This window comes from Streptomyces sp. NPDC052064 (genome assembly GCF_055585925.1).
Genome location: NZ_JBVJJE010000007.1, coordinates 1 through 26,517 on the forward strand (window position 1 = coordinate 1; position 26,517 = coordinate 26,517).

Annotated in this window: 18 protein-coding genes and 2 pseudogenes; 10 read left to right on the forward strand and 10 right to left on the reverse strand. The window is 70.8% G+C overall.

Going from position 1 to position 26,517, the window contains the following annotated elements; all coding sequences use genetic code 11:
- Nucleotides 1-543: 543 nt before the first annotated feature.
- Nucleotides 544-993 carry a PTS sugar transporter subunit IIA gene (locus ACZ6TU_RS19685; RefSeq protein WP_467675202.1) on the forward strand — a complete coding sequence of 150 codons (450 nt, stop codon included), beginning with the start codon at nt 544-546 and terminating at the stop codon, nt 991-993.
- A gap of 78 nt (nt 994-1,071) precedes the next feature.
- Entirely contained in the window at nt 1,072-2,742 is a 1,671-nt protein-coding gene (gene ptsP / locus ACZ6TU_RS19690; protein WP_469549916.1) for a phosphoenolpyruvate--protein phosphotransferase, read from the forward strand.
- A 70-nt stretch (nt 2,743-2,812) separates the two neighbouring features.
- Here the strand turns inward: ptsP and ACZ6TU_RS19695 are convergent, their stop codons facing one another.
- Together ACZ6TU_RS19695 and ACZ6TU_RS19700 are read right to left on the reverse strand one after the other, a co-directional pair.
- The gene (locus ACZ6TU_RS19695) at nt 2,813-3,703 is read right to left on the reverse strand and encodes a hypothetical protein (RefSeq protein WP_467675206.1); all 891 of its coding nucleotides are present in this window, start codon (nt 3,701-3,703) and stop codon (nt 2,813-2,815) included.
- A gap of 126 nt (nt 3,704-3,829) precedes the next feature.
- Nucleotides 3,830-5,797, reverse strand: a complete 1,968-nt coding sequence (locus ACZ6TU_RS19700) for an acetoacetate--CoA ligase (protein ID WP_469549919.1) — start codon at nt 5,795-5,797, stop codon at nt 3,830-3,832.
- A 212-nt stretch (nt 5,798-6,009) separates the two neighbouring features.
- Here ACZ6TU_RS19700 and ACZ6TU_RS19705 point away from each other — a divergent pair, with 212 nt between their 5' ends.
- The gene (locus ACZ6TU_RS19705) at nt 6,010-8,376 is read left to right on the forward strand and encodes a glycoside hydrolase family 31 protein (protein WP_469549922.1); all 2,367 of its coding nucleotides are present in this window, start codon (nt 6,010-6,012) and stop codon (nt 8,374-8,376) included.
- Between the two features lie 2 nt (nt 8,377-8,378).
- Here ACZ6TU_RS19705 and ACZ6TU_RS19710 read toward each other — a convergent pair whose 3' ends face one another.
- Both ACZ6TU_RS19710 and ACZ6TU_RS19715 read right to left on the reverse strand, forming a co-directional pair.
- Entirely contained in the window at nt 8,379-8,915 is a 537-nt protein-coding gene (locus tag ACZ6TU_RS19710) for an NUDIX domain-containing protein (RefSeq protein ID WP_467675212.1), read from the reverse strand.
- Nucleotides 8,916-8,962: 47 nt separating this feature from the next.
- Nucleotides 8,963-9,772, reverse strand: a complete 810-nt coding sequence (locus ACZ6TU_RS19715; RefSeq protein ID WP_469549925.1) for a M15 family metallopeptidase — start codon at nt 9,770-9,772, stop codon at nt 8,963-8,965.
- 130 nt (nt 9,773-9,902) lie between these two features.
- Here ACZ6TU_RS19715 and ACZ6TU_RS19720 point away from each other — a divergent pair, with 130 nt between their 5' ends.
- The 5 genes from ACZ6TU_RS19720 to glpK all read left to right on the forward strand — a co-directional run bounded on the left by ACZ6TU_RS19720 (nt 9,903) and on the right by glpK (nt 16,417).
- Nucleotides 9,903-10,328, forward strand: a complete 426-nt coding sequence (locus ACZ6TU_RS19720) for a Zn-ribbon domain-containing OB-fold protein (RefSeq protein ID WP_467675885.1) — start codon at nt 9,903-9,905, stop codon at nt 10,326-10,328.
- Entirely contained in the window at nt 10,325-11,515 is a 1,191-nt protein-coding gene (locus ACZ6TU_RS19725; RefSeq protein ID WP_467675216.1) for a lipid-transfer protein, read from the forward strand. Before ACZ6TU_RS19720 ends, ACZ6TU_RS19725 begins: the two co-directional genes overlap by 4 nt.
- Before the next feature lie 206 nt (nt 11,516-11,721).
- Nucleotides 11,722-13,374: an EAL domain-containing protein gene (locus tag ACZ6TU_RS19730; RefSeq protein ID WP_469549927.1), complete on the forward strand. Its 1,653-nt coding sequence runs from the start codon at nt 11,722-11,724 to the stop codon at nt 13,372-13,374.
- A gap of 708 nt (nt 13,375-14,082) precedes the next feature.
- Complete coding sequence (locus ACZ6TU_RS19735) at nt 14,083-14,877, forward strand: MIP/aquaporin family protein (protein WP_467675220.1); 795 nt, start codon at nt 14,083-14,085, stop codon at nt 14,875-14,877.
- A 19-nt stretch (nt 14,878-14,896) separates the two neighbouring features.
- Nucleotides 14,897-16,417 carry a glycerol kinase GlpK gene (glpK, locus tag ACZ6TU_RS19740; RefSeq protein WP_467675222.1) on the forward strand — a complete coding sequence of 507 codons (1,521 nt, stop codon included), beginning with the start codon at nt 14,897-14,899 and terminating at the stop codon, nt 16,415-16,417.
- Nucleotides 16,418-16,504: 87 nt separating this feature from the next.
- Here glpK and ACZ6TU_RS19745 read toward each other — a convergent pair whose 3' ends face one another.
- The 5 genes and pseudogenes from ACZ6TU_RS19745 to ACZ6TU_RS19765 form a co-directional block, all read right to left on the reverse strand.
- Nucleotides 16,505-17,110 carry a GTP-binding protein gene (locus ACZ6TU_RS19745; RefSeq protein ID WP_467675224.1) on the reverse strand — a complete coding sequence of 202 codons (606 nt, stop codon included), beginning with the start codon at nt 17,108-17,110 and terminating at the stop codon, nt 16,505-16,507.
- Nucleotides 17,091-20,742 (reverse strand): annotated as a pseudogene (locus ACZ6TU_RS19750) (hydantoinase B/oxoprolinase family protein). Before ACZ6TU_RS19750 ends, ACZ6TU_RS19745 begins: the two are co-directional and overlap by 20 nt.
- A gap of 24 nt (nt 20,743-20,766) precedes the next feature.
- Complete coding sequence (locus ACZ6TU_RS19755) at nt 20,767-21,162, reverse strand: DUF742 domain-containing protein (RefSeq protein ID WP_467675226.1); 396 nt, start codon at nt 21,160-21,162, stop codon at nt 20,767-20,769.
- A 9-nt stretch (nt 21,163-21,171) separates the two neighbouring features.
- Nucleotides 21,172-21,606, reverse strand: a complete 435-nt coding sequence (locus ACZ6TU_RS19760) for a roadblock/LC7 domain-containing protein (protein WP_467675228.1) — start codon at nt 21,604-21,606, stop codon at nt 21,172-21,174.
- Complete coding sequence (locus tag ACZ6TU_RS19765) at nt 21,603-24,707, reverse strand: sensor histidine kinase (RefSeq protein WP_469549932.1); 3,105 nt, start codon at nt 24,705-24,707, stop codon at nt 21,603-21,605. Before ACZ6TU_RS19765 ends, ACZ6TU_RS19760 begins: the two co-directional genes overlap by 4 nt.
- A 401-nt stretch (nt 24,708-25,108) precedes the next feature.
- On the opposite strand from ACZ6TU_RS19765, the gene ACZ6TU_RS19770 reads away from it, so the two are divergent.
- Nucleotides 25,109-25,690, forward strand: a complete 582-nt coding sequence (locus ACZ6TU_RS19770; RefSeq protein WP_467675887.1) for a hypothetical protein — start codon at nt 25,109-25,111, stop codon at nt 25,688-25,690.
- A gap of 111 nt (nt 25,691-25,801) precedes the next feature.
- Here the strand turns inward: ACZ6TU_RS19770 and ACZ6TU_RS19775 are convergent, their stop codons facing one another.
- The gene (locus ACZ6TU_RS19775) at nt 25,802-25,996 is read right to left on the reverse strand and encodes a hypothetical protein (protein ID WP_469549935.1); all 195 of its coding nucleotides are present in this window, start codon (nt 25,994-25,996) and stop codon (nt 25,802-25,804) included.
- A gap of 127 nt (nt 25,997-26,123) precedes the next feature.
- Between ACZ6TU_RS19775 and ACZ6TU_RS19780 the strand changes: the two are divergent.
- Nucleotides 26,124-26,396 (forward strand): annotated as a pseudogene (locus ACZ6TU_RS19780) (aldehyde dehydrogenase family protein); the annotation flags it as partial.
- Nucleotides 26,397-26,517: the final 121 nt, after the last annotated feature.

Here is a 26,517-nt window from a genome sequence, read left to right on the forward strand (position 1 = left end):
GGTAATCCGGTGCAACACCACGAGAGCGGAACAGTCAGGCGGAATAGGCCCGACCGTTCACAGCGTCCTCGCTGTGTTTTTTCAAAGGAACCTCGACCATCGATTGTCCGATGGACGGGGTATCAACATATCTGGCGTTGACTTTTGGCACGCTGTTGAGTTCTCAAGGAACGGTCGCTTCCTTCGTACTCACCCTCTCGGGCTTTCCTCCGGGCGCTTCCCTTCGATGTTTCCAACTCTACCAGTGTTTTTCCGGCCCTCTGACCACCGTCCTGCAGGCATGCAGAAGGCGACCCCGAGATAGGATCTGACAAGTTGGGTGCTGCCAGGCGAGGACACGAGGTTGCGTCGCTCAGCCCCAGGCAGGAGTACGACTGTACACGCGGCCGGGGAGCGGGTGCAAATCGATTTGCGGTATGGTCTAGACCACTCTGAAGCGCTCTCGCCGAACCCGCACTTCAGGTGACATACCCTGCTGAACAGTGTGCCGCCCGGTACCGACAGGGACGGCCCATATCGATCTCCACCCCTGGGAGGCTTCCCATGACCACCGTGACGTCCCCACTCGCAGGACGCGCCATCGGACTGGCAGCCGTGCCGGATCCGGTCTTCTCCGGGGCCATGGTCGGCCCGGGCACAGCGATCGACCCCGTACGTGAGCCTTCCGAGGCCGTCTCGCCCGTGGACGGCGTTATCGTCTCCCTGCACCCGCACGCGTTCGTCGTCGTCGACGAGAACGGTCACGGTGTGCTCACCCACCTCGGTATCGACACCGTGCAGCTCAACGGCGAGGGTTTCGAGCTGCTCGTGAACAAGGGTGACACCGTCAGCCGCGGGCAGGGCATCGTGCGCTGGAACCCGGCTGCCGTCGAGGCCGCCGGCAAGTCCGCGGTCTGCCCGATCGTGGCGCTGGAGGCCACGGCCGAAGCACTCTCCGATCTTCGTGACGACGGCGATGTGAAGGCCGGCGACAGTCTCTTCCTCTGGAAGTGACGTCAGTGCCGTCGTACGGCGGCTAGCAGGTGAACCAACGCGGCGGCTGAATCCGCCGCACTATCGGAGACGGGTGAGATGGACACAACGCTGCGAGGCGTCGGCGTGAGCCACGGTGTGGCTATCGGCGAGGTTCGGCATATGGGAACGGCGGTGCTGGAGCCGCCCGCGAAGCAGATCCCCGCGGAGGAGGCGGAGCGCGAACAGGGGCGCGCCCGCAAGGCCGTGGAAGCTGTGGCGGCCGACCTGATGGCGCGGGGCAACTTGGCGGGGGGTGAAGCACAGGCGGTGCTCGAAGCCCAGGCCATGATGGCCCAGGACCCCGAGCTGATGGCAGACGTGGAGCGGCGGATCGCCGTCGGCAGCACGGCCGAGCGCGGGGTGTACGACGCGTTCGCCGCGTACCGCGAGCTGCTTGCGGGCGCCGGTGAGTACCTCGCCGGTCGCGTGGCCGACCTCGACGACGTGCGGAATCGTATCGTCGCCCGTCTGCTGGGTGTGCCGATGCCGGGTGTGCCCGACAGCGACGAGCCCTATGTTCTTGTCGCCCGTGACCTCGCGCCTGCCGACACGGCGCTGCTGGACCCGACTCTGGTGCTCGGCTTCGTCACCGAGGAGGGCGGTCCGACCAGCCACAGCGCGATTCTGGCGCGGGCGCTCGGGGTGCCGGCCGTGGTCGCGCTGCCGGGTGCCGGGGAGCTCGCCGAGGGCACGATGATCGCCGTCGACGGCAGCACCGGCGAGATCTTCGTGGACCCGAGCGATGGGAAGAAGGCTCAGCTCGAGGCCGCGGCCTCCGAGCGCAGGGCGGCGCTGGCGGCCTCGACGGGTCCCGGTGCCACTGCGGACGGTCACAAGGTACCGCTGCTCGCGAACATCGGCGGCCCTGCGGATGTGGAAGCAGCTGTCGAGGCCGAGGCCGAGGGTGTCGGTCTCTTCCGTACCGAGTTCCTCTTCCTGGACGACAGCAAGCAGGCACCGTCCGAGGAGAAGCAGGTCGCTGCGTACCGGCAGGTGCTGGAGGCGTTCCCCGAGGGGCGTGTCGTGGTGCGCGTGCTGGACGCGGGTGCGGACAAACCGCTCGACTTCCTGACGCCGGCCGACGAGCCGAACCCGGCGCTCGGCGTGCGGGGCCTGCGGACGCTGCTGGATCATCCGGAGGTTCTGCGTACCCAGCTGACGGCGCTCGCGAAGGCCGCGGAAGGGCTGCCGGTCTACCTCGAGGTCATGGCCCCGATGGTCGCGGACCGCACCGATGCCCGGGCCTTCGCGGACGCGTGCCGAGAGGCTGGGCTGCGGGCGAAGTTCGGCGCGATGGTCGAGATCCCGTCGGCCGCGCTGCGGGCGCGCTCGATTCTCCAGGAGGTCGAGTTCCTGTCGCTGGGGACGAACGACCTGGCGCAGTACACCTTCGCCGCCGACCGTCAGGTGGGTGCGGTCTCCCGTCTCCAGGACCCATGGCAGCCCGCGCTGCTCGACCTGGTAGCGCTGTCCGCCGAGGCGGCGAAGGCCGAGGGCAAGAGCTGTGGCGTCTGTGGTGAGGCCGCGTCCGACCCGCTGCTCGCGTGTGTGCTGGCTGGTCTGGGCGTCACCTCCCTTTCGATGGGCGCGGCGTCGATTCCCTATGTCCGGGCCACGCTGGCGAAGTACACGCTGGCGCAGTGCGAGCGGGCCGCTGCGGCGGCACGGGCCTCGGACACCGCCGAGGACGCGCGCAGCGCGGCGCAGGCGGTGTTGTCGGGCGAGTGAGTCCGGGCGTGGCCGGCCGATGGCTGCCCGGGCAGGGCGCTCCACTGAGGTGGGGCGCCCCGCCCGTTTTTCAGTGGTTGTGTCCCTGTGCCGGTTTCACCTCTCCCAGGCCGGGCGGCTCGCAGTAATCGACGTTGGATTCAGGGGAGATCAGGTCACCGGATTCGACGTCGGTGCAGTAGGCGTCGAAGACCTCTCCCGCTGTGAGGGGTTCGAGTCCGTATGCGCGCAGACGCCAGCCGTAGACGCGGTCCGGGCTGCCGGGGGCGCTGGCGCGGATGACGAGTCCTCCGGGGCTTTCGGTGGCCAGGCCGAGGGCCAGGACCGTGGTGAACTCGAGGGCTTCGGTCTCGTCCAGTTCGACGGCGCCGCCGGTGTCGGCGACGTGGAGGGCGGCGACGAGTGTTTCGGGCGGTCCGGTGACGCTGCATACGAGGTGCCGGTTGCCGGGTGGGGCCGTGTCGAGGATGCGGACGAGAAGGTCCGAGGCCCGGGCGAAGGCGGTGCGTCCGATGTCCTCGCCGCAGGAGGTGCAGGCGCCCAGGTGAGCAAGCAGTGTGGTCGCGTACTCCCAGGTGGCCTGTCGCACGGCCTCGTCGACGAGGGCGGGGAGGAGGTCGGACAGGGGCTGGCCGTCGTACGGAAGGGTCGGGCCTGTTACCGCGAGTCGTGCCGTGAAGCGTGTGCGGCTCGACGGGTTGTCGGGGTCGAGGCCTTTTTGCGTGCAGAACTCGGCGTACTCCTCGGGGTCGAAGAGGGCCACCGTGGTGTGGCTGCCTTGTAGCGCCCGAGTCCTGAGGAGGCCTTCCACATGCTTGAGGTAGGCCGCGTGGTCGTCGAAGGTGAAGCTGCGGTAGCGCCGCATGGCCCGGAAGTCGTGCTCGTCGGTGAGCAGGCCGATGGTGCCGGCGATTTCGCGGCGCAGGACACGTCGCATGGTCCGGCTGTCGGTGTGCGTCATTTGTTCCCCCTGTGCATGGTCGATCAATGCTCACTCACAGTAATCGGCGGCACTGACAACGGGGCCTGGGCAAGGGGATCGGCCTCGGACTCACCGTGGCCGTCGGCGAGTCCGAGGGTGGTTCGGTCAGGCGCGTTTTCGGGCCAGGTCCTCGTAGAAGCCCAGCAGGTCGAGGTTGTCGATCGAGCCCGGGTTGACCGCCTTCTCCAGCGGGGTGCCCTGGAGGAGGCGTTTGACCGGGACCTCGATGCGTTTGCCGGTCAGGGTGTGGGGGACGCCGGGTACTTCGATGATCTCGTCGGGGACGTGGCGCGGTGACAGTTGTTCGCGGATGGTCCGCTTGATGCGGTTCAGCAGGGCCTCGTCGAGGACGGCTCCGGGGGCCAGGTGCACGAAGAGGGGCATCCAGTATCCGCCGTCGGGCTGTTCGATGCCGATGACGAGGGATTCCCTGATCTCGGGGAGGCGCTCCACGGCCTCGTAGATGTCGGCGGATCCCATGCGTACGCCCTGGCGGTTGAGCGTGGAGTCGGAGCGGCCGTGGATGACGACGGATCCGCGGGAGGTGACGGTGATCCAGTCGCCGTGCCGCCATACGCCGGGGTACGTGTCGAAGTAGCTGTCGTGGTAGCGGCTGCCGTCGGGGTCGTTCCAGAAGTGAATCGGCATCGACGGCATGGGGTTGGTGACCACGAGTTCGCCGACCTCGTCGACCAGGGGGGTGCCGCTCGGGTCCCAGGACTGGAGGTCGGTGCCGAGGCAGGGGGCCTGGAGCTCGCCGACGTGGACCGGGAGGGTCGGTACGGCTCCGGCGAAGCAGGAGCACACGTCCGTGCCGCCACTGACGGAGGCGATCCACAGGTCGTCTCGGACCTCGTCGTGGAGCCAGCGGAAGCCGTCGGGTGGCAGGGGCGAGCCGGTGGTGGCGACGCACTGGACGGAGGAGAGGTCGAAGTCGCGGGACGGGTGTACGCCCGCCTTGCGGCAGGCCATGACGTAGGCGGCCGAGGTGCCGTAGAGGGTGGCTTTGGTGCGTTCGGCGATGCGCCACTGGGCGCCGGTGTCCGGGTAGCCGGGGCTGCCGTCGTAGAGGACGATCGTGGTGCCGGTGAGCAGGCCGGAGACGAGGAAGTTCCACATCATCCAGCCGGTCGACGTGTACCAGAAGAAGCGGTCCTCGGGGCCCAGGTCGCAGTGCAGGCCGAGTTGCTTGAGGTGCTCGACGAGGATGCCGCCCTGGGACTGGACGATGGCCTTGGGCAGGCCGGTCGTGCCGGAGGAGTAGAGCACCCACAGGGGGTGGTCGAAGGGCACCTGCTCGAAGACGGGGTCCGTGTCGGCGGAGGTGAGGGCCGACCAGTCCAGGGCGCCCTCGGGTGCCTCCGTGCCGAGGAGGGGGATGTGGACGACGGCGCGCAGGGTGGGCAGTTCGCGGCGCAGTTCGGCGACGATCTCGCGGCGGTCGTGCTCCTTGCCGCCGTAGCGGTAGCCGTCGACCGTGAACAGCAGGACGGGTTCGACCTGCTGGAAGCGGTCGAGGACGCTGCGTGCGCCGAAGTCGGGCGCGCAGGACGTCCAGACGGCGCCCACGGCGGCTGTGGCGAGGAGGGCGACCACGGCCTGCGGGACGTTGGGGAGATAGCCGCTGACACGGTCTCCGGGGCGTACGCCGAGGGCGCGCAGCTCGGCGGCCAGGGAGCCGACCTGGCGGCGCAGTTCGGCCCAGGTGACGGGGCTTGGTTCATGCGTCTCGTCGACGTACAGGAGGGCCGGTTGGTCAGCGCGGGTGTCGGCCGCGCGGAGGGCGTGTTCGGCGTAGTTGAGGGTCGCCCCGGGGAACCACTGGGCGCCTGGCATCGAACGGTCGCCGAGCACGCGCGCGTAGGGCGTCGAGAAGCGGACGTCGAACCACTCCGTGACGGCTTTCCAGAAGGTGTCCAGCTCGTCGACGGACCAGCGCTGGAGGGCCGCGTAGCCGCCCTCGGCGGGGGCGCCGTGGTGCTCGGCCGCCCAGGCCTGGAACCTCGTGATCCGTGCCCGGGCGATGCGCTCGGGATCTGGCTGCCAGAGCGGCTGAGGACTATCGGTCGACATGGTCGGCTCCCGGACTGTGCGCGTCGTGTGCGTCCTCCGCGCACGGGCTGGGGTGTGCGCGTGACGCGGCTGGCACGGACAATGCCATGTGATCGACTTCGGCACCAGGGTGCGCCCCACATAGTCCGTGTCGTGAAGATGTGGTCGTGGCACGGGTGAACGGCAGTTGAACGACACCCGCGCGTAGGGCGGTCAGTGGCAGGGTGAGCAGCATGAACGGTCGTGACCTGGTGCGTTCGGTGAAAGCGGTGGGTTCGGTGGGCGCGGCGCTGGGTGTGCGTACCGTACGAGCAGCGTGGCGCAGGCGGCGGGCCGACGCCACCGGGCTGCCGTCGCGGGGGGCGGAGCGCGCGCGGGTGCCCGGTGCCGTGCAGGAGGTGGAGCCGGGGCCGGGGGGCGGAGTCGTCCGGTTCAGCCGGTCGGAGCTGCGGATTCTCGTCGCCCTGAACGGCGCCGTCTTCTGGGGCTGGGACGGGGCGGAACCCGAGCCGTCGTACGCGCTGGCCGGCCGGTGTCCGGAGGCTGATCCCCGGGCGGTGCTGGAGCCGGACAAGGACGGCGGCTGGCGGGTGGTGGCCGAGCGGGTGACGGTCGCCGTGTCGCGGCATGGCGCGGTGGAGGTGCTCACCCCCGGTGGCGTGACCCTGCGCCGTGATCTGCCGCCGCGGTGGTGGGAGCCGGTCGGCGGTGGCCCGGCGCGGTGGATGCAGCGGTCGGAGGTGGCTGCCGACGCGCGGTTCTTCGGGCTGGGTGGTCGTGCTTCGGGTCCTCGGCTGCCGGACGGGACGTACCGGCTGTGGAACACCGACCCCGGTCACGCCTTCGCGCCCGGTGACGACCCGCTGTACATCACGATGCCCGTGCAGATGGTGGTGTCCGACGGCGGTACTCATCTGGTGTTTCACGACAGCTCGTGGGACGGCAGGGTGACGCTGCGGGAGGGCGAGGAGGGCGCCGGCTCCGGGCATGATCGGGCCGGGACGAGCGAGCTGCGGATGGACGGCGGTCCCCTGCGTTGCTGGGTGATGGTGGGCACCCCCGCGCGCGTGCTGCTCGCCTGGGCCTCACTCACCGGCGCGCCCGCGTTGCCGCCCGCGTGGGCGCTCGGCCATCACCACGCGCGGTGGGGGTTCGGCAGGGAGCAGGAGGTGCGGCGGATCGTCGCGGGTTACCTGGAGCACGGTCTGCCGCTCGACGCCGTGCACCTGGACATCGACCACCTCGACACGCATCAGGTGTTCACCGTCGACCAGGACCGCTTCCCGAAGCTGCCTGTTCTGGCCGAGGAACTCCGGCGGGACGGCATCCGGCTGGTGTCGATCGTCGACCCGGCCGTGAAGGCGCTGCCCGGCAATGCCGTGTACGACGGTGGGACGGCCGAGGACGCGTTCGTGCGGGATGCCTCCGGGCAGGTCGTGCAGGGTGTGGTGTGGCCCGGGGAGGCGGTGTTTCCCGATTTCACGCACGCGCGCGTGCGTGAGTGGTGGGGCGGCCTCTACGAGGAGCGGCTCACGCAGGGGTTCTCGGGCTTCTGGCACGACATGAACGAGCCCACGTCGTTCGCCGCCTTCGGGGAGTCGACGCTGCCGCGTTCGGCGCGGCACTCCTTGGAGGGGCGGGGCGGTGACCATCGTGAGGCGCACAACGTGTACGCGCTGTGCATGGCCAGGGCGGGCTTCGAGGGGCTGCGGAAGCTCGCGCCCCAGGAGCGGCCGTTCCTGTTCTCCCGCTCCGGGTGGGCCGGCATGCAGCGCTACGGCGGGACCTGGTCGGGGGACGTGGCGACCGGCTGGCCGGGACTGCGGGCGTCCTTGGCGCTGGTGATGGGGCTCGGTCTGTGCGGTGTGCCGTACTCGGGGCCGGACATCGGAGGCTTCGACGGGGATCCCTCGCCCGAGCTGTTCCTGCGGTGGTTCCAGCTGGGCGCGTATCTGCCGCTGTTCCGTACGCACGCGAGTCTGCGGGCGGGGCGCAGGGAGCCGTGGGAGTTCGGTGCCGAGGTGCTGGAGCACGCGCGCGTGGCGCTCGTCGAACGCCGACGGCTGCTGCCGTACTTCGTGACGCTGGCGCATCTGGCGCGGCGTACCGGAGCTCCCTATGTGCGGCCCCTGTGGTGGGCGGCGCCGGAGGAGCGGGCGCTGCGTGACTGTGGGGACGCCTTCCTGCTGGGTGACAGCCTGCTGGTGGCGCCGGTGCTCGACCCGGGCGCGGACCGGCGTGCCGTGCAGCTGCCGCGGGGGCGCTGGTACGACACGGTGACGGAGCAGGCGTACGAGGGGCCGGCGCAGGTGCTCGTCGACGCACCTCTGTCGCGGATCCCGGTGTTCGCACGCGCGGGTGCGGTGCTTCCCGTACGCGGGGAGGACGGTGGGCTGGAGCTGGAGGTGTGGGCGCCGGCCCGGGGACGGACCGGGGGCGGGCTGGTCGTGCCGGACGGGGGCGACGGGTGGGACGAGCCGGAGATCGAGCGCTACACCGCTCGGTGGATGGGCTCGCGGGTGGTCGTCGAGCGGGAGGGGGAGGACGGCGGGGGCGAGCCGTCCCACCCGGTGCGCGTCCGCGGGGCCGGGGAGCGATGAGCTCAGATGTAGCGGCCCTCGAACCAGGCCCGTACGGCCACGGTGTGCAGGGGGAAGGCGAGTTCCTCCGCCCTGCGCAGGAGATGCCAGCCCTCCGTCTCGTCCGTGGCGGCGGAGGGCGGCAGGCCCTCGACAGGGCGTTCCGGTAGGAGGCCGAACAGCAGCAGGTGTCCGTCGGGCGAGCTCATCGCGTCGACGAGGCGTACGTCGCGACTGGCGGCGTCGATGCCCGTTTCCTCCTTGAGTTCGCGTACGACGGCGTGCCGCCAGTCCTCCCGGTCGTCGATGTAGCCACCGGGCAGGGCCGTGCCCCCGCGCGCGGGGGCGACGGTTCGGGTGATGACGACCAGGGCGGTGCCCTTGGTGTCGTACACGGGCTGGAGGGCCACCGCGACCGGGAGTGGATTGCGGTAGGCCACGCCGCCGCACGCCGGGCAGGTGCGGGGCCAGCCCGAGACGCCCTCTCCGTAGGGCGCGCCGCAGCTCGAACAGTGGGCGTTCGGCGCGGAGTTGGAACTGGAGTGCTGAGTTTCGGACACGCGGCGGACTGTAGCGGATCACGGAGAGGGCGTCTCGGGCGGGCGGTTCAGTGAGCGCTGGTGAGCGCCTTCTTGGACACGGGGAAGTCGAAGTAGGTGTCCGGGTAGGGCTCGGGCTTGTAGGTGTAGTGCCACCACTCCTCTGCCAGGTTCACGAAGCCGAGACCTTCGAGGGTGCTCTTGAGGAGCAGCCGGTTGGCGCGCTGTTCGCCCTGGACGCGTGGGTCGAGGGTGTGCGAAAGGGTGTCGAAGCAGTCGAAGCCGGTGCCCATGTCGACGGAGTTGTCGGGGAACCGCTCGTTCTTGGGTGCGAAGCACGGCACGAGGGGCTCTCCGGGGTGGTACGGCCGGGTCGGCTTCGCCGGCAGTTTCACGAGGGTGATGTCCAGGGTCGATCCGCGGCTGTGGCCGGACTTCTCGGCGATGTAGCCGTCGGCGAACAGCCGGGTCTTGTCGACGTTCGGGTAGAACTCGCCCTTCATGGCCTGGTCGTCGAGGTCCTTGGCCCAGCGGACGAAGTGGTCCACAGCGCGCTGCGGCCGGTAGCAGTCGTACACCTTGAGTGTGTAGCCCTGGCGCAGCAGCTTCGTCTGGGCCCTGCGGAGGGCTTGGGCGGCAGGGCGGGTGAGGACACAGATCGGCTGGACGTACCCGTCGATGCGCTCGCCGACGAAGTTGTGCGGGGTGAAGTAGCGCATCTCCTGGATGATCGTCGGGTCCACGCTAGGCAGGGCCACGAAGTCCTTGGGCGCCTGAGGCCCGGTCTGGGCCTGGGCGGTGGTGGTGGGGGCGGTCGCTGCCAGCACGGCGGCGAAGGCGGTGATCAGGCCGCGTGCCACGGTGGTGAGTCGTGTCATGGCTCCTGCGTCTACCAGGAGTCGGTCCCGCCGGGGAAGGGATGCCGAAATCCGGGAGGCCGTGGCAGACTTCTGACGTTCCGTCAGATTCGGTCTGCGGGGAGGCAGTGTGTCGCGTACACGAACACCTGTGGTGGCGGGGTGGTTCGCCGGGGAGGGGGACGGCTTCCGGCTGCTCGGCACGCGTTGTGCGGCGTGTGCCTCGGTCTTCTTCCCCCGCGAGGACCATCACTGCCGCAACCCGGCCTGTGCGGGCGGAGCTTTGGCGCAGGTCCCGCTGTCGCGGCGTGGCCGCGTCTGGTCGTACACGGACAGCCGGTACCGGCCGCCGTCACCCTACGTGAGCGATCCGGAACTTTCGTGGGAGCCGTGCGCGTTGATCGCTGTGGAGCTGGAGGCCGAGCGGATCGTGGTCCTGGGACAGGCGGCTCCCGGGGTCACCGTCGCGGACCTGACGGTGGGCATGGAGGTGGAGGTTGTGCCCGGCGTGCTCCACGAGGACGCGGAAACGACCTGGACGACGTGGCACTGGCGGCCGACGGGGGTGGAGGCGTGACGGGCGAGGTGGCGGTGCTGGGCGCGGGCCTGCACCCGTGGGGCAAGTGGGGACGGAACTTCGTCGAGTACGGCGTCGCGGCCGCCCACGCGGCGCTCACCGAGGCCGGCCTTGACTGGCGGGAGATCGGTTCAGTCATCGGCGCGAACACCGTCCGTGGCGGCTATCCCGGATATGTCGCCGGAGCGACGTTCGCGAAAGCACTGGGTTGGCAAGGAGCCCGGGTCACGAGCGTGTACGCGGCGTGCGCGTCCGGGGCGCAGGCCGTGGACGCCGCGCGGGCGCAGATCCTCTCCGGGCTCACCGACGTGGCGCTCGTGGTGGGAGCCGATGCCGCCCCCAAGGGATTCTTCCGTCCCGCGGGGGGAGACCGGGCCGACGATCCCGACTGGCTGCGGTTCCGGGTTCTCGGGGCGACCAACCCCGTGTACTTCGGGTTGTACGCCCGCAGGCGCATGGCCGTGCACGGCGACACCCCGGACGACTTCGCACAGGTGAAGGTGAAGAATGCGGCGATGGGAGCGCTGAACCCCAACGCGCGCTACCGCCGGCGGGTCACCGCCGAGGAGGTCGCCGCCTCCGCCGTCGTCGCCGATCCGCTGCGGCTGCTCGACATCTGCGCGACCTCCGACGGCGGCGCGGCGGTGGTGCTGTCCAGCTTGGAGTTCGCCCGGCGGCACGGTCATGCGGATCCGGTGCGGATCCGGGCCGTGTCGACGGTGACGCCGCGCTACCCGAACACCGTTCTGGACCTGCCGGACATCGCCACGGACTCCGCGGTGGCGGTCGATCCGCCCGCCGAGACGTTCCGGGTGTCCATCGCCCGGGCGGCCTACGAGGAGGCCGGAGTCGGGCCGGAGGACCTGTCGCTGGCCGAGGTCTACGACCTGTCCACGGCGCTCGAGTTGCAGTGGTACGAGGACCTGGGGCTGTGCGGCGAAGGCGAGGGCGTGAAGCTGCTGCGGGACGGGGCGACGGCCCTGGGCGGTCGAATACCGGTGAACGCCAGCGGTGGGCTGGCCTCCTTCGGCGAGGCGGTGCCGGCGCAGGCGATAGCCCAGGTGTGCGAGCTGGCCTGGCAGTTGCGGGGCGAGGCGGGTGACCGGCAGGTCGTCGGAGCGCGCGTGGGCATCAGCGCGAACCAGGGATTGTTCGGGCATGGGTCGGCGGTGATCGCGGTGCGGTGAGTGCGGTGAGCCCTGTGTCGGACGTGAGCCCTGTGTCGGACGTGGCACCGGGCTGTGCCGGGTCGTGCCACGGAGCCGTGCCGACGTGGGCGCTGGCGGTGCGGCCGTGGCCGCGCCTGGCATACGCTGTGTGACCACTCCGGAATCCTGCGTGAACGTCTCATGAACTGCGCTTGGGCGTGCGCCGGTGGAGCCATCATGCTCCCGTGCACTCCTGGACGGACACTCTCCGCTTCGCCTTCCAACCGGTGGTCAACCTGACGACCGGCGCGGTGGCAGGCCTGGAGATACTCGCCCGCCCGGAGACCGGCGACATCCTGGCCGAGGCCCGCCGGGATCCCGAGCTCGACAGCCGGCTGGCGGTGTCGGCGGTCCGCGCGGCGGTGCGCAAGGAGACCCTGCTGCCACTGTTCGTCAACGTGTTCGCCGGCACCCTCGCCGACCTCGGCGGGCTCCCTTCGCTGCACGACGCCGTGCGCGAGGCGGGGCGGCTTCCGTGGGAGGTGACGATCGACGTCTGTCCGCCGTACACGCACGTGCCGCAGCGGGCACTGCTGGAGGCGGTGTCCAGGCTGCGCGGTCAGGGCTTCCGGATCTGCGCGGACGGTGTCGGCGACGGTGACGTGCCCTTGCGGCTCCTCTCGGACATCACGCCCGACCTGGTGAAGCTGGACGCATCGCTGCTGGCGCGGCCGGCGGTGGTGCGGTCGATGCGGACGCTGTGCGAAGGGTTGGGGGCTCTCCTGGCCGTCGAGGGCGTCGAGACCGAAGGGCAGTGCGCGGCGGCGCTGGCGGCCGGGGCGCAGCTGGCGCAGGGCGAGCTGTTCGCCCCGCCGGCCCGGCTGCCCGCCGCGGACGTCTACGTTCCGCCCCGCGCCCCCGCCGATGTGGCCGTGCCGCGGTCCGGGCCGTCGGTGCGGGAGTTCGTGCGCCCCGCCGCGCTGCTGCCGGCCACGGCGTCCGCCGGGCAGGTCCGGGCGCTGCTGACCGGCTCGCCGGACGTGTCCGGGGTGCTGCTCGTGGACACCGCCGGAGTGCCGGTCCGGTCGGTGCACCGGTCCCGCTTCCTGCTGTCGATGTCGGGGCGCTACGGGCACGCCCTGTACGCCGACCGGCCCGCGGTCAAGCTCGGTGACCCACCGCGGATGGTGGGCATCGACGCCACCGCCTGGGAGGTGCTGGACGTCGTGGCGGTCGGCGAACGGGACCGTACGTCGGACGATGTCGCCGTCGTGGACGAGTACGGGCGGTGTGTGGGCGTCGTACGGCTCGCGGATCTCGTGCGCGCACTGGCCGAGACACAGGTGGAGGAGGCTGCGGGGCTGAATCCGCTGACGCGTCTGCCCGGCTCGGACGCGATCACCGGTGAGGTGGACCGGCGGATCGCGTCCGGGCGGGCGTTCGCGCTGAGCTGGCTGGACGTCGACCACTTCAAGCAGGTCAACGACGGGGCCGGGTTCGCGGCGGGCGACGAGCTGATCCGGGCGGTGGGGCGTGCGTTGCAGCAGGCGGCGACGGACGGCACCCGCGTGGGACACATCGGCGGCGACGACTTCCTGGTGCTCGCCGAACCGGAGAGTCTCGATCCGTTGGCCGCCTCCGTGCTGGACGCCCCCTGGTCGGCGGGCGGTCGGCCGGTCACGCTGTCGCTCGCCACAGTGCTGTGCGCGCCGGGCAGCGTGACCGACCACCGGCAGGCGGCGGCCTGCCTGGCCCCATTGAAGAAGGCGGCGAAGGCGCTGCACGGGGCGAGTTGGGTGCTGGGCCGGGCGGGTGTGCCCGGACATGAGACCCGCCGCGGCGCTGAGCCGACGCCGGCACGGGCGGGGTGTGGGGTGGCGGAGCCGGGTGTGGCGTGAGAGGGACGTGCAGACTCCTGGGGCGGCCTGGGGCGGTCTGGGGCTACCGGGGGTGTGGGGCGGCAGAATGGGTCCGTTTGGAGGCAGGTGGGGTTGTGGTGCCGTCGGGGGCGGGCGCCTGGGCACGGCTGTGGCCCGCCCAAAAGGGCCCTGTACGGGGCCAGGAGCGGGGCGCAGCTCGTCCGGTTGAGAGACCGCCTGGTCAGGTGGATGCTGGTGGCTAGCAAGCGAGAAGTCAGGTGCGGCTGGGCGGTCGCCCAAGGCGGAGCTCAGTGGAGGCCGGACGACACCACCAGCAATGCCTCGCGCGGGTCACCAAGGTCCGCGTAGGGCCCGACCAGATCCGAACAACGACCCGACCGGGCGCCAGGGCCGTACAACCGGCCACCCGGCCCGCAGGAGCCCGACTGCCGTCACATGGCCGTCAACCGTTGCGGTCGGCGACCTTGACGCCCCCTGGGTGCCGGTGAACACTTCCCGTGTCAGTCGACATCGCCGTACATACTCGGCGTATCCGGCACTGCGGCGCGAGGGCGCGCCTACGCCAAGGCCCTTCCCCCCACGGGCGATTCGGCTGCGACGGCACGCTCGTCACGGACGCCGGGCGGGGCGCGGGATCTCCCTGCCTTCGGCTGAAGAGTCATGGGAAACGCACCCTGCACGTGAGGACCGGGGCGGACCGTCCCGGGCCACGGCCTAGGAGCCGCCATGAGTAACGGAGACATCTTCTTCGGCGAGATGATCGGCACGGCGATCCTGATCCTGTTCGGTGCCGGTGTGTGCGCCGCCGTCACCCTCAGATTCTCCAAAGCCCGGGCCGCCGGGTGGGTGGTGATCGCGTTCGGCTGGGGCTTCGGTGTGCTGGCCGGCGCGTACACCGCCGCTCCTCTCTCCGGAGGGCACCTGAACCCGGCCGTCACCTTCGGCATCGCCGTCGACACCGGCGTGTGGGACAAGGTCTGGATCTACCTGCTCGGGCAGATGGCCGGTGCCATGATCGGGGCTGTCTTGGCCTACCTCGTGTACTTCGCCCAGTTCCAGGCCAATGTGCGGAAGACGGGCACCACGGAGGGCACGGCGGACGAACCGGTCCCGACGCTGGGCATCTTCTCCACGATCCCCGAGATCCGGAACCCGGTGGCCAACCTGGTCACCGAGATCCTCGCGACCATCGCCCTGGTGTTGCCCCTCCTCGCCCTGGTCGGTAACAACAGGCACGTCGAGGGCATCGGCATCGGACTGGTCCCCGGCGCCGAGGGCATCTACGGGTCCGGCATCGCGATCCTCCTGGTCGCCCTCCTGGTCGTCGGCATCGGCCTGTCCCTGGGTGGTCCCACGGGCTATGCCATCAACCCGGCGCGTGACCTCGGCCCACGCATCATCCACACCCTCCTGCCGATCCCGAACAAGGGAACGTCCGATTGGGGCTACTCGTGGATCCCGGTCGCCGGCCCACTGATCGGCGGACTGCTGGGTGGCCTCATCTACAACGCAGCCTTCTGAACCAGCCCAAGGGGTAGCCATGACGGAAAACGCCGAGAAGTACGTCGCCGCAATCGACCAGGGCACCACCTCCAGCCGCTGCATCGTCTTCAACCAGGACGGCGCCATCGTCGCCGTGGACCAGCGCGAGCACCGCCAGATCTTCCCGAAACCCGGGTGGGTGGAGCACGACGCCACCGAGATCTGGTCCAAGGTGCAGGCGGTGGTCGCCGGGGCGCTCGCCAAGGCCGGCCTGCGTGCCGACCAGCTGAGCGCGATGGGGATCACCAATCAGCGCGAGACCACCCTCCTGTGGGACCGCGCGACGGGCAAGCCGGTGCACAACGCCATCGTGTGGCAGGACACGCGGACGGCGGCGCTGTGCAACCAGCTGGGCGGCTCGGAGGGGCAGGACCGTTTCCGCGAGCAGACGGGCCTTCCGCTGGCCACCTACTTCTCCGGGCCCAAGGCGGCCTGGCTGCTCGACAATGTGCCGGATCTCCGGACGCGTGCCGAACGCGGTGAGATCGCCTTCGGCACGATGGACTCCTGGCTGATCTGGAACCTCACCGGCGGCACGGACGGCGGGCAGCACGTCACCGACGTGACCAATGCCGGGCGCACCATGCTGATGAACCTGGAGACCCTCCAGTGGGACTCCTCGATCCTCTCGGCGATGAACATCCCCGAGGCCATGCTGCCCGAGATCAAGTCCTCCGCCGAGGTGTACGGCACCGCCCTCGGCCAGCTCGCCGGCGTACCCGTCGCCTCCGCGCTGGGCGACCAGCAGGCCGCCGTGTTCGGCCAGGCCTGCTACGACGTCGGCACGGCGAAGAACACGTACGGCACGGGCAGCTTCCTGCTGCTCAATACCGGCAACCGCCCGGTGGCGTCGAAGAGCGGCCTGCTGACGACGATGGGGTACAAGATCGGCGGCGAGGCGCCGGTCTACTGTCTGGAGGGGTCGATAGCCATAACGGGCGCGCTGGTCCAGTGGTTCCGCGACCAGCTCGGCATCATCCGTACCGCCGACGAGATCGAGCCCTTGGCCGCGAGCGTGGAGGACAACGGCGGCGCGTACATCGTGCCGGCGTTCTCGGGCCTGTTCGCGCCGTACTGGCGCTCCGACGCACGTGGTGTGGTAACCGGGCTGACCCGGTACGTCACGAAGGCGCACCTCGCGCGCGCGGTGCTGGAGGCGACGAGCTGGCAGACGCGCGAGGTCGTGGACGCCATGTACCAGGACTCCGGGGTGCACATCACCACTCTGAAGGTCGACGGCGGCATGACGAAGAACAACCTGCTCATGCAGCACCAGGCGGACGTGCTCGACGTGCCGGTGGTGCGGCCCAAGGTCTCCGAGACCACCTGTCTGGGCGCCGCGTACGCGGCCGGTCTGGCCACCGGTGTGTGGAACGACCTGGACGAGCTCAAGGCGCACTGGCAGAAGGACGTCGAGTGGACGCCGTCCATGGAGGCGTCGGTGCGGGACCGCGAGCACCACAACTGGCGCAAGGCCGTGGAGAAGAGCTTCGGCTGGGAGGAGGACGGCGACAGCTAGCCACGCGCGCGTGGAGCGGCGTTTCCGGACTGCGGGCCGTACCCCTGTCGGCGGGGGTACGGTCCGCGCCCGCCGGTCGGCCGAGCGTCAGGTGGTCGCCGTCTGGCGGCGGTCGGCCGCGTACGCCATGGCGTGCTGGACGACGCCGATGAGTGCTTCCTTGACCGACTCGCGGTCGCGGGCGTCGCACATCAGGAGCGGTACGCCGTCGTCGAGGTCGAGGGCCTGGCGCACGTCCTCCACCGGGTAACGCGGGGCGCCCTCGAAGCAGTTGACGCCGACGAGGAACGGTATCGAGCGCCGTTCGAAGTAGTCGACGGCGGCGAAGGAGTCCTCCAGGCGACGGGTGTCGGCGAGAACCACGGCACCGAGAGCGCCCTCGGAGAGCTCGTCCCACATGAACCAGAACCGCTCCTGGCCGGGCGTGCCGAAGAGGTACAGCACCAGGTCCTCGCGGAGCGTGATGCGGCCGAAGTCCATGGCCACGGTCGTGGTGTGCTTGCCTTCGACACCGCTGGTGTCGTCGATGGGACGCCCGGCCTCGGTGAGCAGTTCCTCGGTGCGCAGCGGCCGGATCTCGCTGACCGCGCCGACGAGCGTGGTCTTGCCCACGCCGAAGCCGCCGGCCACCAGGATCTTGAGCGTGACGGGCTCGACCGGAGGCTTGCCGCGCTCAGAACGCCCGAAGATCATCGATCTCTTCTCCTGCTTGATGGGGGTTCGGGCGACGGCGGGCCGTAGCCCCCGCCGCCTGGGGTTTCGATGACGAGTACGTCGCCGGTGACGACGTCCGCGGAGTCGCTGCCGCCGAGTTCGGTCACGGTGCCGCCGGCGTGTTCCACCCGGTTGGCGCCGAGAGCGCCCGGCTCTCCGCCCGCCATACCGTACGGGGGGACACGCCGGTGCTGGGACAGCGTGGAGACGGTCATGGGCTCCAGGAACCGGATACGACGCACGGCGCCGTCGCCGCCGCGCCACCGGCCGGCTCCGCCGCTGCCGCGCCGGACCGCGAACTCCTCGAGGCGCACGGGCAGTCGCCACTCCAGGACCTCGGGGTCGGTGAGGCGGGAGTTGGTCATGTGGGTCTGGACGACGGAGGCGCCCGGGAAGCCGTCGCCCGCGCCGGAGCCGGAGGCGACGGTCTCGTAGTACTGGTGGCGTTCGTTGCCGAAGGTGACGTTGTTCATCGTCCCGGAGCCCTCGGCCTGGACGCCGAGCGCCGCGTAGAGGGCACCGGTGACGGCCTGGGAGGTCTCCACGTTGCCTGCGACGACGGCGGCCGGCGGCTCGGGTGCGAGCAGGGAGCCGGGCGGTACGACGATGTCCAGGGGACGCAGGCAGCCGTCGTTGAGGGGGATGTCGTCGGCGACGAGCGTGCGGAAGACGTACAGGACGGCCGCGTTGACGACCGAGAAGGGGGCGTTGAAGTTGGTCGGCAGCTGCGCCGAGGTTCCGGTGAAGTCGATGGTCGCGGCCCGGTTCTCGCGGTCCACGCGCACGGTGACGCGGATGACGGCTCCCGAGTCGGTCTCGTAGGCGTAGTCGCCGTCGTCGAGGGCGTCGATGACGCGGCGCACGGCCTCTTCCGCGTTGTCCTGGACATACCTCATGTAGGCCTGGACGACATCGAGGCCGAAGTCCTCGATCATGCGGCCGACCTCGTCGACGCCCTTCTGGTTGGCGGCGATCTGGGCGCGCAGGTCGGCGAGGTTGGTCTTCGGATTGCGGGAGGGGTACGGCGCCTCGGTGAGGAGGCGGAGGGTCTCGGCCTCGCGGAAGCGGCCGTTCTCGGCGAGCAGCCAGTTGTCGAAGAGGACTCCCTCCTCCTCGATGGTGCGGCTGTTCGCGGGCATGGAGCCGGGGGCGATGCCGCCGATCTCGGCGTGGTGGCCGCGTGAGGCGACGTAGAAGAGGATCTCGGGGTCACTCTCCGTGTCGCCCGACGGGGCGGTGTCGAAGACGGGGGTGATCACGGTGACGTCGGGCAGATGGGTGCCGCCGTGGTACGGGTCGTTGACGGCATAGGTGTCGCCCGGGCGCATGCGGGAGCCTCGCCGCCGGATGACCTCCTTGACGCTCGTGCCCATCGAACCCAGGTGGACGGGGATGTGCGGGGCGTTGGCCACCAGGTTTCCGTCCGGGTCGAAGAGCGCGCAGGAGAAGTCCAGGCGCTCCTTGATGTTGACGGACTGGGCCGTGGATTCGAGACGGGCGCCCATCTGTTCGGCGATGGACATGAAGAGGTTGTTGAAGACCTCGAGCAGAACCGGGTCGACTTTCGTGTCGAGATCGGAACTCTCCGTAATCGCGGCGCGTTCCATGACCAGATGCCCCTCGTCGGTCGCCGCGGCCCGCCAGCCGTCGTCGACGACGGTCGTCGCGCCGGCTTCGGTGATGATCGCGGGACCGGTGACGGTGTCGCCGGGGGGAAGGGCCTCGCGGCGGTGGAGGGGTACGTCGCGCCAGGCGCCGCCCGTGTGGAGGCGGACGGACTGCGACGCCGCGGGGCTGCCGTCGGCGGTGGCTTCGTAGGGGGCGAGAGCGGAGAGATCGGGGGGTTCGGTGATGCCGGTGGCTTCGACGGAGAGGGCTTCGACGACGATCGGGCGGTCGAGCGTGAAGGAGTACGTGGCGCGATGACGTTCTTCGAAGGCGTGCCGCATCGTGCGGGGCTCGGTCAGCTCGACGGTGAGGGTGGTGTCGGTGCCGTCGTAGCGGAGCTGCGCGCGGCGGGTGATCTCGATGTGTTCCTCGGGGACGTCCTCGGCGAGGAGTTCGGCGCGTGCCGCGGCTTCCAGGTCTTCGGCGGTCTTGAGGACGCCGGGCATGGAGGCGGGTTCCAGGGGCGCCTCGACGGACTGTTCGCGCATGGCGGTGGTGTCGGCGAGGCCGATGCCGAGTGCGGAGAGGACACCGGCCATGGGCGGCACGAGGACGGTGCGGATGCCGAGCGAGTCGGCGACCAGGCAGGCGTGCTGGCCGCCGGCGCCGCCGAAGGTGGTGAGGGCGTAGCGGGTGACGTCGTGGCCCTTCTGGACGGAGATCCGCTTCACGGCAGACGCGATGTTGGCGACGGCGATCTGCAGGTACCCCTCGGCGACCTGTTCGGGGGTGCGGTCGTCGCCGGTCTTCTCGCGGATCTCGCGCGCGAGGGCGGTGAAGCGGTCCCGGACGAGTGCGTCGTCGAGGGGCTCGTCGCCGTTCGCGCCGAACACCTTCGGGAAGTGGGCGGGCTGGATGCGGCCGAGCATGACGTTGGCGTCGGTGACGGCGAGCGGGCCCCCGCCGCGGTAACAGGCGGGCCCCGGGTCCGCGCCCGCCGAGTCAGGCCCTACGCGGTACCGGGAGCCGTCGAAGTGCAGGACGGAGCCGCCGCCGGCGGCGACGGTGTGGATGTCGAGCATGGGTGCGCGCAGCCGGACGCCGGCGATCCGACTGTCGAAGACGCGTTCGTACTCGCCCGCGAAGTGGGAGACGTCGGTGGAGGTGCCACCCATGTCGAAGCCGATGACCCGGTCGAAGCCGGAGAGCTGCGACATGCGGGCCATGCCGACGATGCCACCGGCCGGCCCGGACAGGATGGCGTCCTTGCCGCGGAACTGCCCGGCCTCGGTGAGGCCTCCGTTGGACTGCATGAACATCAGCCGTACGCCTTCGAGGGCGTCGGCGACGTGCCGGACGTAGCGGCGCAGGACGGGAGAGAGGTAGGCGTCGACGACGGCGGTGTCCCCGCGGGGGACGAGCTTCATCAGGGGGCTGGCCTCGCTGGAGAGCGAGATCTGCGGGAAGCCGACGCGGGCGGCGAGTTCCCCGACGGCCTGTTCGTGGGCGGGGTGGAGGTGGCTGTGCATGCAGACCACGGCGACGGCTCGGATCCCGTCGTCATACGCCTCCTGGAGGGGCCTGGCGAGGGCGTCCAGGTCAGGCGCGAGCAGGATGCTGCCGTCGGCGGCGATGCGCTCGTCGACCTCGACGACCCGTTCGTACAGCAGCGCGGGCAGTTCGATGCGGCGGGCGAAGATGCTCGGGCGGTTCTGGTAGGCGATGCGCAGGGCGTCGCGGAAGCCGCGGGTGATGACCAGCAGGGTCCGCTCGCCCTTGCGCTCCAGGAGGGCGTTGGTGGCGACCGTCGTGCCCATGCGCACGGTGTCGACGGGGTCTCCGGAGCCGGCCAGCAGGGTGCGGACGCCCTCGACCGCCGCGTCGGCGTAGCGGGCCGGGCTGTCCGACAGCAGCTTGTGCGTGAGCAGCCGGCCGTCCGGGCGACGCGCGACGATGTCGGTGAAGGTGCCGCCTCGGTCGACCCAGAACTGCCAGCCTGTCACGTCAGTACCCCGCTTCCGCGCTGTTCACAGCGCCCGGAGGCCGTTGATCACGTCGCGCAGAATACTCTCGTCCGGCAGCTCGGCAGGGGGTACGGGCCGGTTCACATGGACGAATTCCGCTTCCACGAGATCTCCGACAAGGACCCGTACCACCCCGATCGGCAGATCGAGTTCCGCTGCGAGTTCAGCGACCGACTGCGGGACGTCACGACACAGTTCGACGATGTCCACATGCTCCGGGGAGAGCATGTGGTCCGCTTCCGGGTCGTCCGCGTGCGGTTCCGTGACCACGACCGCGATCAGGTCCAGGCGGTGCTGGCCCTGGCTGCTGGTGCGGCCGCGCGTCATGGCGTACGGACGGACGACCGGTCCGGCCTCGTCGTCGAACCAGTGCCTTCTTCCCTGACCGTCAGCGCTCATGTCATCCCACTACCCGCCTGCGGGCAGATCGGTGCGCGGAGCGGCGCCCAGATGCACACCCACTCGCTTCACGAGGAGCGTCATCTCGTAGGCGACCTGGCCGACGTCCGAGTCGGCGTCCGAGAGGACGGCGAGGCAGCTGCCGTCGCCTGCGGCGGTCACGAACAGGAAGGCGTCGTCGAGCTCGACGACCGTCTGGCGGACGCTGCCGGCCTCGAAGTGGCGTCCCACGCCCTTGGCCAGGCTGTGGAACCCGGAGGCCACGGCGGCCAGGTGCTCGCTGTCCTCCCTTGTCAGGTCCCTGGACACCCCGGTCGGCAAACCGTCGCCGGAGAGCACGAGGGCCTTGCGGATGCTCGCGACGCGGTCCACCAGGTCGTCGAGGAGCCAGTTCAGCTCCCCGTTGTTGCTTGCGGTGTGGCCGGTCGCCTTCGGTGCGGTCATCGACCGTCCCCCTCTGTCGTTCCTTGTCGTGCTGTGCCGCTGCGGGCGGCATCGCCCACTGCGTTCTCCTGGCGGCCGCGCTGCCAGCCGCGCTGGAGCGAGGCCATACGGCTGCGTACTTCGTCGGCGTCGCGTTCGACGGGCTCGGCTCTGTCCTCGGTACGCGGCTCGGACCCCCGCTTCAGCTGCGGAGCCAGGTTGGCCTGGCGGACGCGCCGGGGCAGCGGCGCGGTGCCGGAGCCAGGCTCGTGCGGTGCGGAGCCGGGGCCCTGTCCCCGTCGTGCGGAGCCGGGAGCCGAGCCGGTCTCCTGGGGCCTGGCACCGGAGCCGGTCACCTGGCGCGCTGGACCGCGGGCGGTCTCCGGCGTGAGGCCGGAGCGACGGTCGGGGCCGTCCGGGCCGCTCGAGGCGATCTCCGCGCGGCGTGTCCGCGTGGGCAGATTGGGCGGCTCCGACCCTGCGCCGGACGAGGGCGGTGCTTCGGTGCGTTCGTCGTTCCGGCCGGCCGCGCCGATGGCCCGCCGACCGGACTCCGCCCCCCGTCGGCGGGCCGGAAGGGGCGGCGGTGCGTCCGCGTGGGCTTCGCCCCGCCCGCTACCGGTCGAGGAGCCCTCGGGGCGGCGGCGGACCGGAAGCTCGGACGCGGGCTCCGGCCCGGACCGGCCCGTGGCCCCGCCGCTCACGGAATCGTCGCCCCGGCGACGCGAAGGGAGCGGGGAGGTGCCACCCGACTCCGCTCGGCCGGTGCCCGTGGTGGTCTCCTCGTCCGTCTTGCCCCGCCGCGGGCGCTGCTCGGTGACCGGGCGCCCGTGTGAGCTGACCAGCTTCGGGGTGTGGCGGCGCGGCAGCTGGACCGGGGCGTTCGGGTCGTCGTCGGTGTCGGTCCGGTCGTGTGCGCCGTGGGCGTCGGCGGCCTGGTGCGGATCGAGGCGACGGCCGGCTGCCTCGTCCTGGGCGCGGGTGAGGGGCCGGGGGCGGAACAGGGCGCCGTGTTCGCCGGCCTCGTCGTCGAGCGCGCCGGGGAAGTCGCCGATCGCGTCCAGGCCGACGGGGGCCTCCAACTCCACCGGTCCGTCCAGGAGGGAGGCCGGAAGGCCGGGCCGTTGCACAGGCCCCTGGGACAGCGCGGCGCGGCGGCTGTCCTGCGGCTCGCTCTCCTTGGCCAACTGGGGGCGGTCGAGCCGGAACCCGATGCCGTTCGTGTCCGGTACGTCGTCCGTCAGCAGGGCGTCCGGGATGAAGACGACGGCGGTCGTGCCTCCGTACGGGGAGGGCTGCAAGGAGACGCGGACGTTCTGTCGCTGGGCGAGGCGGCTGACCACGAACAGGCCGAGCCGGTCGGTGTCGGACAGCTCGAACTCCGGGGTCTCGGCGAGCCGGAGGTTGGCGTCCAGGAGCGCTTCGGCGGCCATGCCGAGGCCGCGGTCGTGAATCTCCAGGGTGAAGCCGTTGGCGACCCGCTCGCCCAGGACCTGGACGGCGGTGTGCGGCGGGGAGAAGACCGTGGCGTTCTCCAGGAGTTCCGCCACGAGATGCGTGATGTCGGCGACGGCCGGGCCGGTGACGGCGATACGCGGAAGGCGGCGGACCTCGATGCGCTCGTAGTCCTCGACCTCGGCGACGGCGGCGCGTACGACGTCCATGAGCTGGACGGGCTTGCGCCACTGGCGGGAGGGCGCGGCGCCGGAGAGGATCACGAGGCCTTCGGCGTGCCGGCGCATACGGGTGGTCAGGTGGTCGAGACGGAACAGGTCGGCGAGTTCCTCGGTGTCCTCGGTCCGGCGCTCCATGGCGTCGAGCAGGGTGAGCTGCTTGTGGAGCAGGACCTGGCTGCGGCGCGCGAGGTTGACGAAGACCTCGGAGACGCCGGCGCGCAGCTCGGCCTGCTTGACGGCTGCTTCGACGGCGGCGCGCTGGAGGGTGTTGAGGGCCTGGCCGACCTCGCCCATCTCGTTCTTGTCGTACTCCAGGCGCGGGACCTCGGTCTCCACGTCGACCTGCTCGCCCGCCGACAGGCGGCGCATCACGCTGGGCAGTCGCACTCCGGACGCCTCGTGGGCCTCCAGACGCAGTTGCCGCAGATCGCGGATGAGGGTGCGGCCGACGCGTACGGACAGGAAGAGGGAGACCAGGAGAGCGAGCAGGCCGAGCACGCCGGCGATGACCGCCTTGGCGATGACGCCCATGGCCACCGGTTCGACGCGGTTCTGGTAGCGGTCGTTGGCCTGGTCGTTGAGCGTGCCGAGTTCGTCGAGCACGTTGCCGGCGGCGCTGTCCCAGCTCTTGGCGGTGACGCCGCGCGGTGTTCCGTCGGCGGAGGAGACGGCCGCTTCCTCAGCCACGCGCAGCGGAGCGGTGGAGGCGTTCTTCCAGAAGCTCTCGTAGCGGTCGCGTTCCGAGACGGGCAGCAGCGGGAGGCTGGTGTCGTACATCAGGGTGCGCTGGGCCACGAGGTCGGAGACATCGCGCTCTTCGGAGTGGGAGATCTCGCCGACGATCAGGGCGGAGCCGAGGAGGGCGTCCTCGCGGGAGAGCAGTTCGCGGGCGCGGGCGAGATTGACCAGAGCGCGATACTGCTTGTCCAGTTCCACGTTGTCGACGACGTGGAGGTTGGCGAGCAGGACGTAGCACGGGTCGACCAGCCGGTTGTAGAGGTCGAGGGCCTGCGAGCGGTTGACGGTGCCGTCCTCGACACTGCGGCGCAGCGACTCGATGCCTTCGAAGGCGTCCAGGACCGCGGTCAGCCGCTCGTCGGTGTCCGCACCCATCGCGTCGCGCACGTCCGGATTCCGAGCGTTGTCGCGGATGCTGCCCACAGCCTCGTCGGTGGCGGTCCGGCTGCGCCGAAGCGCGGCGAGCCCGTCGGAGGCACGGGGGTCGGCGAGGTAGACGAGGGTCTGGCGGCGTTCCTCCTGGAGGACACGGGCGGTGTCCTCGATGGGATAGCCGATCTTCTCCACGACGGACGACACGTTGAACAGGTCGCCCGCCTCACGTCCCGTGAGCACCGTGGCGAAGGCCCAGATCGCGGTCAGGGACACCAGCGGCACGAGAAGCAGCGCCACGATCTTCCGGCGGATGGACTTCCCGCGAAAGCGCATGGCCTCCCCCAGCTCGGGCCCCCGGGCTACCGGGGGTACACATGTGCGTCAACAAACGGCGCGAGCCTACTACCGACGCCCAGGGAACTCGAAGCCGGTCCGGAGGCTGAACTTCCGCGCCAGCCACGAGGCATGTGGAGTTGTCCGATCATTGCGGGAGTTGTCTACCCGAAACCGATGGTGGTCGCGCGGGCCAATGCCCGTGGACCGCTCAGGCGGTTGGCTGAAATTTTTCGGTTTCCGGGAATCTTCGTGGCGGGTTGTTCGTCCTTCTCTACGGGAAATGGAGGCGGAATCGGCCACAGGAGCCGCATCCCGCATCCGGGCGGCGTAAAATAGCGCAAGCCGGGCAGCCGCTGGGGAGCACGGGTCTACGGATGCGAGCGAGCAGTCTGCTGGCGGTGGGGAGTGACACGGTGACGGGCACGGCGGAGCGGCGCGGGGCGCCCAGGGCGGGTGGGGTGCAAGTGACGGCGCATCAGGATGCCGAAGCGACTGATCGCGACAAGCCTGCTGACGAGGCGGAGAGCACGGCTCGGGAGGCGGGTGTTCCGGCTCACGAGGTGGGCCGTGACGTGCGCGAGCAGCGAAACTACCGGCCCCTGTGGGTCGAGGAGCCGGCGCGGCGGCGCCGGTTGCCGGATCCGGTACGGACGGCCTCCGTGCGGTCGGTACTTCTCATCGCTCTGACGCTGATTCAGGCCATGGTGGCCTTCTTGTGCACGATGGCCGGGTCCTGGCTGGCGTTCCCCATGGTGATCAGCAGCGTGCTGAGCACGATCGTGGCGACCTGGGGAGCGCTCGACGTGTGGGTGACGCGTCAGGTCTGGAACCAGCGCAACGGCGTGGTGTCCATGCCGAGCAGCACGGCACGGGCCCTGCGACGCGAGCGGCGCCGGGCCCGACGGCAGGCGCGCGCCGGCGAACGGGCGCAGGAGCGAATACGCCGACGGGGCGGGGCTGGGCAGTTGTCCCACCCGTAAGGAGTGACGGGCAAGTGCCGACGAGAGGACCGCGGCCGGACGCTCGACGGATGCGACGGGTCCGGCCTGCGGCCCATGCACCCCATGCGGTCGATGCCCGAGCCGTACCCCTCACCACACGACCGACTGCTCCTCCCCGGCGCTCTCCGCGAGTTCGCGTCTCGCCCGCATGAACGGGCGCGGGCGGTCCATGGCCGGCACCGCGGTCGTACGGCCGTCCCGCTCGTAAGAGGACGCCGTCGCGCAGGGCCAGGGGCGAACCGACCAGCCAGGCGGCGCCGGGGCGCCGCCGTTGCCGGCGATCACGACGTCCGGCGGGGAGGGTGCCGTCGGTGAGCTCGATGCCGGTGACGGCGCCGCGCAGTCCGGCCACGCCGGTGTCTGGCTGCCGTCGAGATGGCGCTGACCGCCCGTGTTCCTGCTCTCCGGGCAGGTGTGCTCGGCCGGGGCGCCGGCTGCTCGTGGAGGGCTCGCTGCACGACCGGTTCGTCGACGAGGTCGACGGCGGGCGCGGGACATCCGGCTGGGCGGGCCGTTCGGCGAGTCGGCCCGGGCCGGGCCGCTGATCCCGGCCGCGCACCGGGACAAGGTCGGGGCATACGTGGCGAAGGGCCTGACGGAGAGTGCGGTGCTGCGCTGCGGCGGCTCGCGCCCGGACCAGTCGGACCTCGCCGACGGCTTCTGCTACCCGTCCACGTGCTGGACGAGTACGCCGCGAGCATGTCGATGGCCCGGGAGGAGTCGTTCGGGGCCGGTCCTCACCGTCGAAGCACATCTGGCGCAACACCCGCCCCACACCCCAGGGTTGGTTCGAATGATCAAGCCCG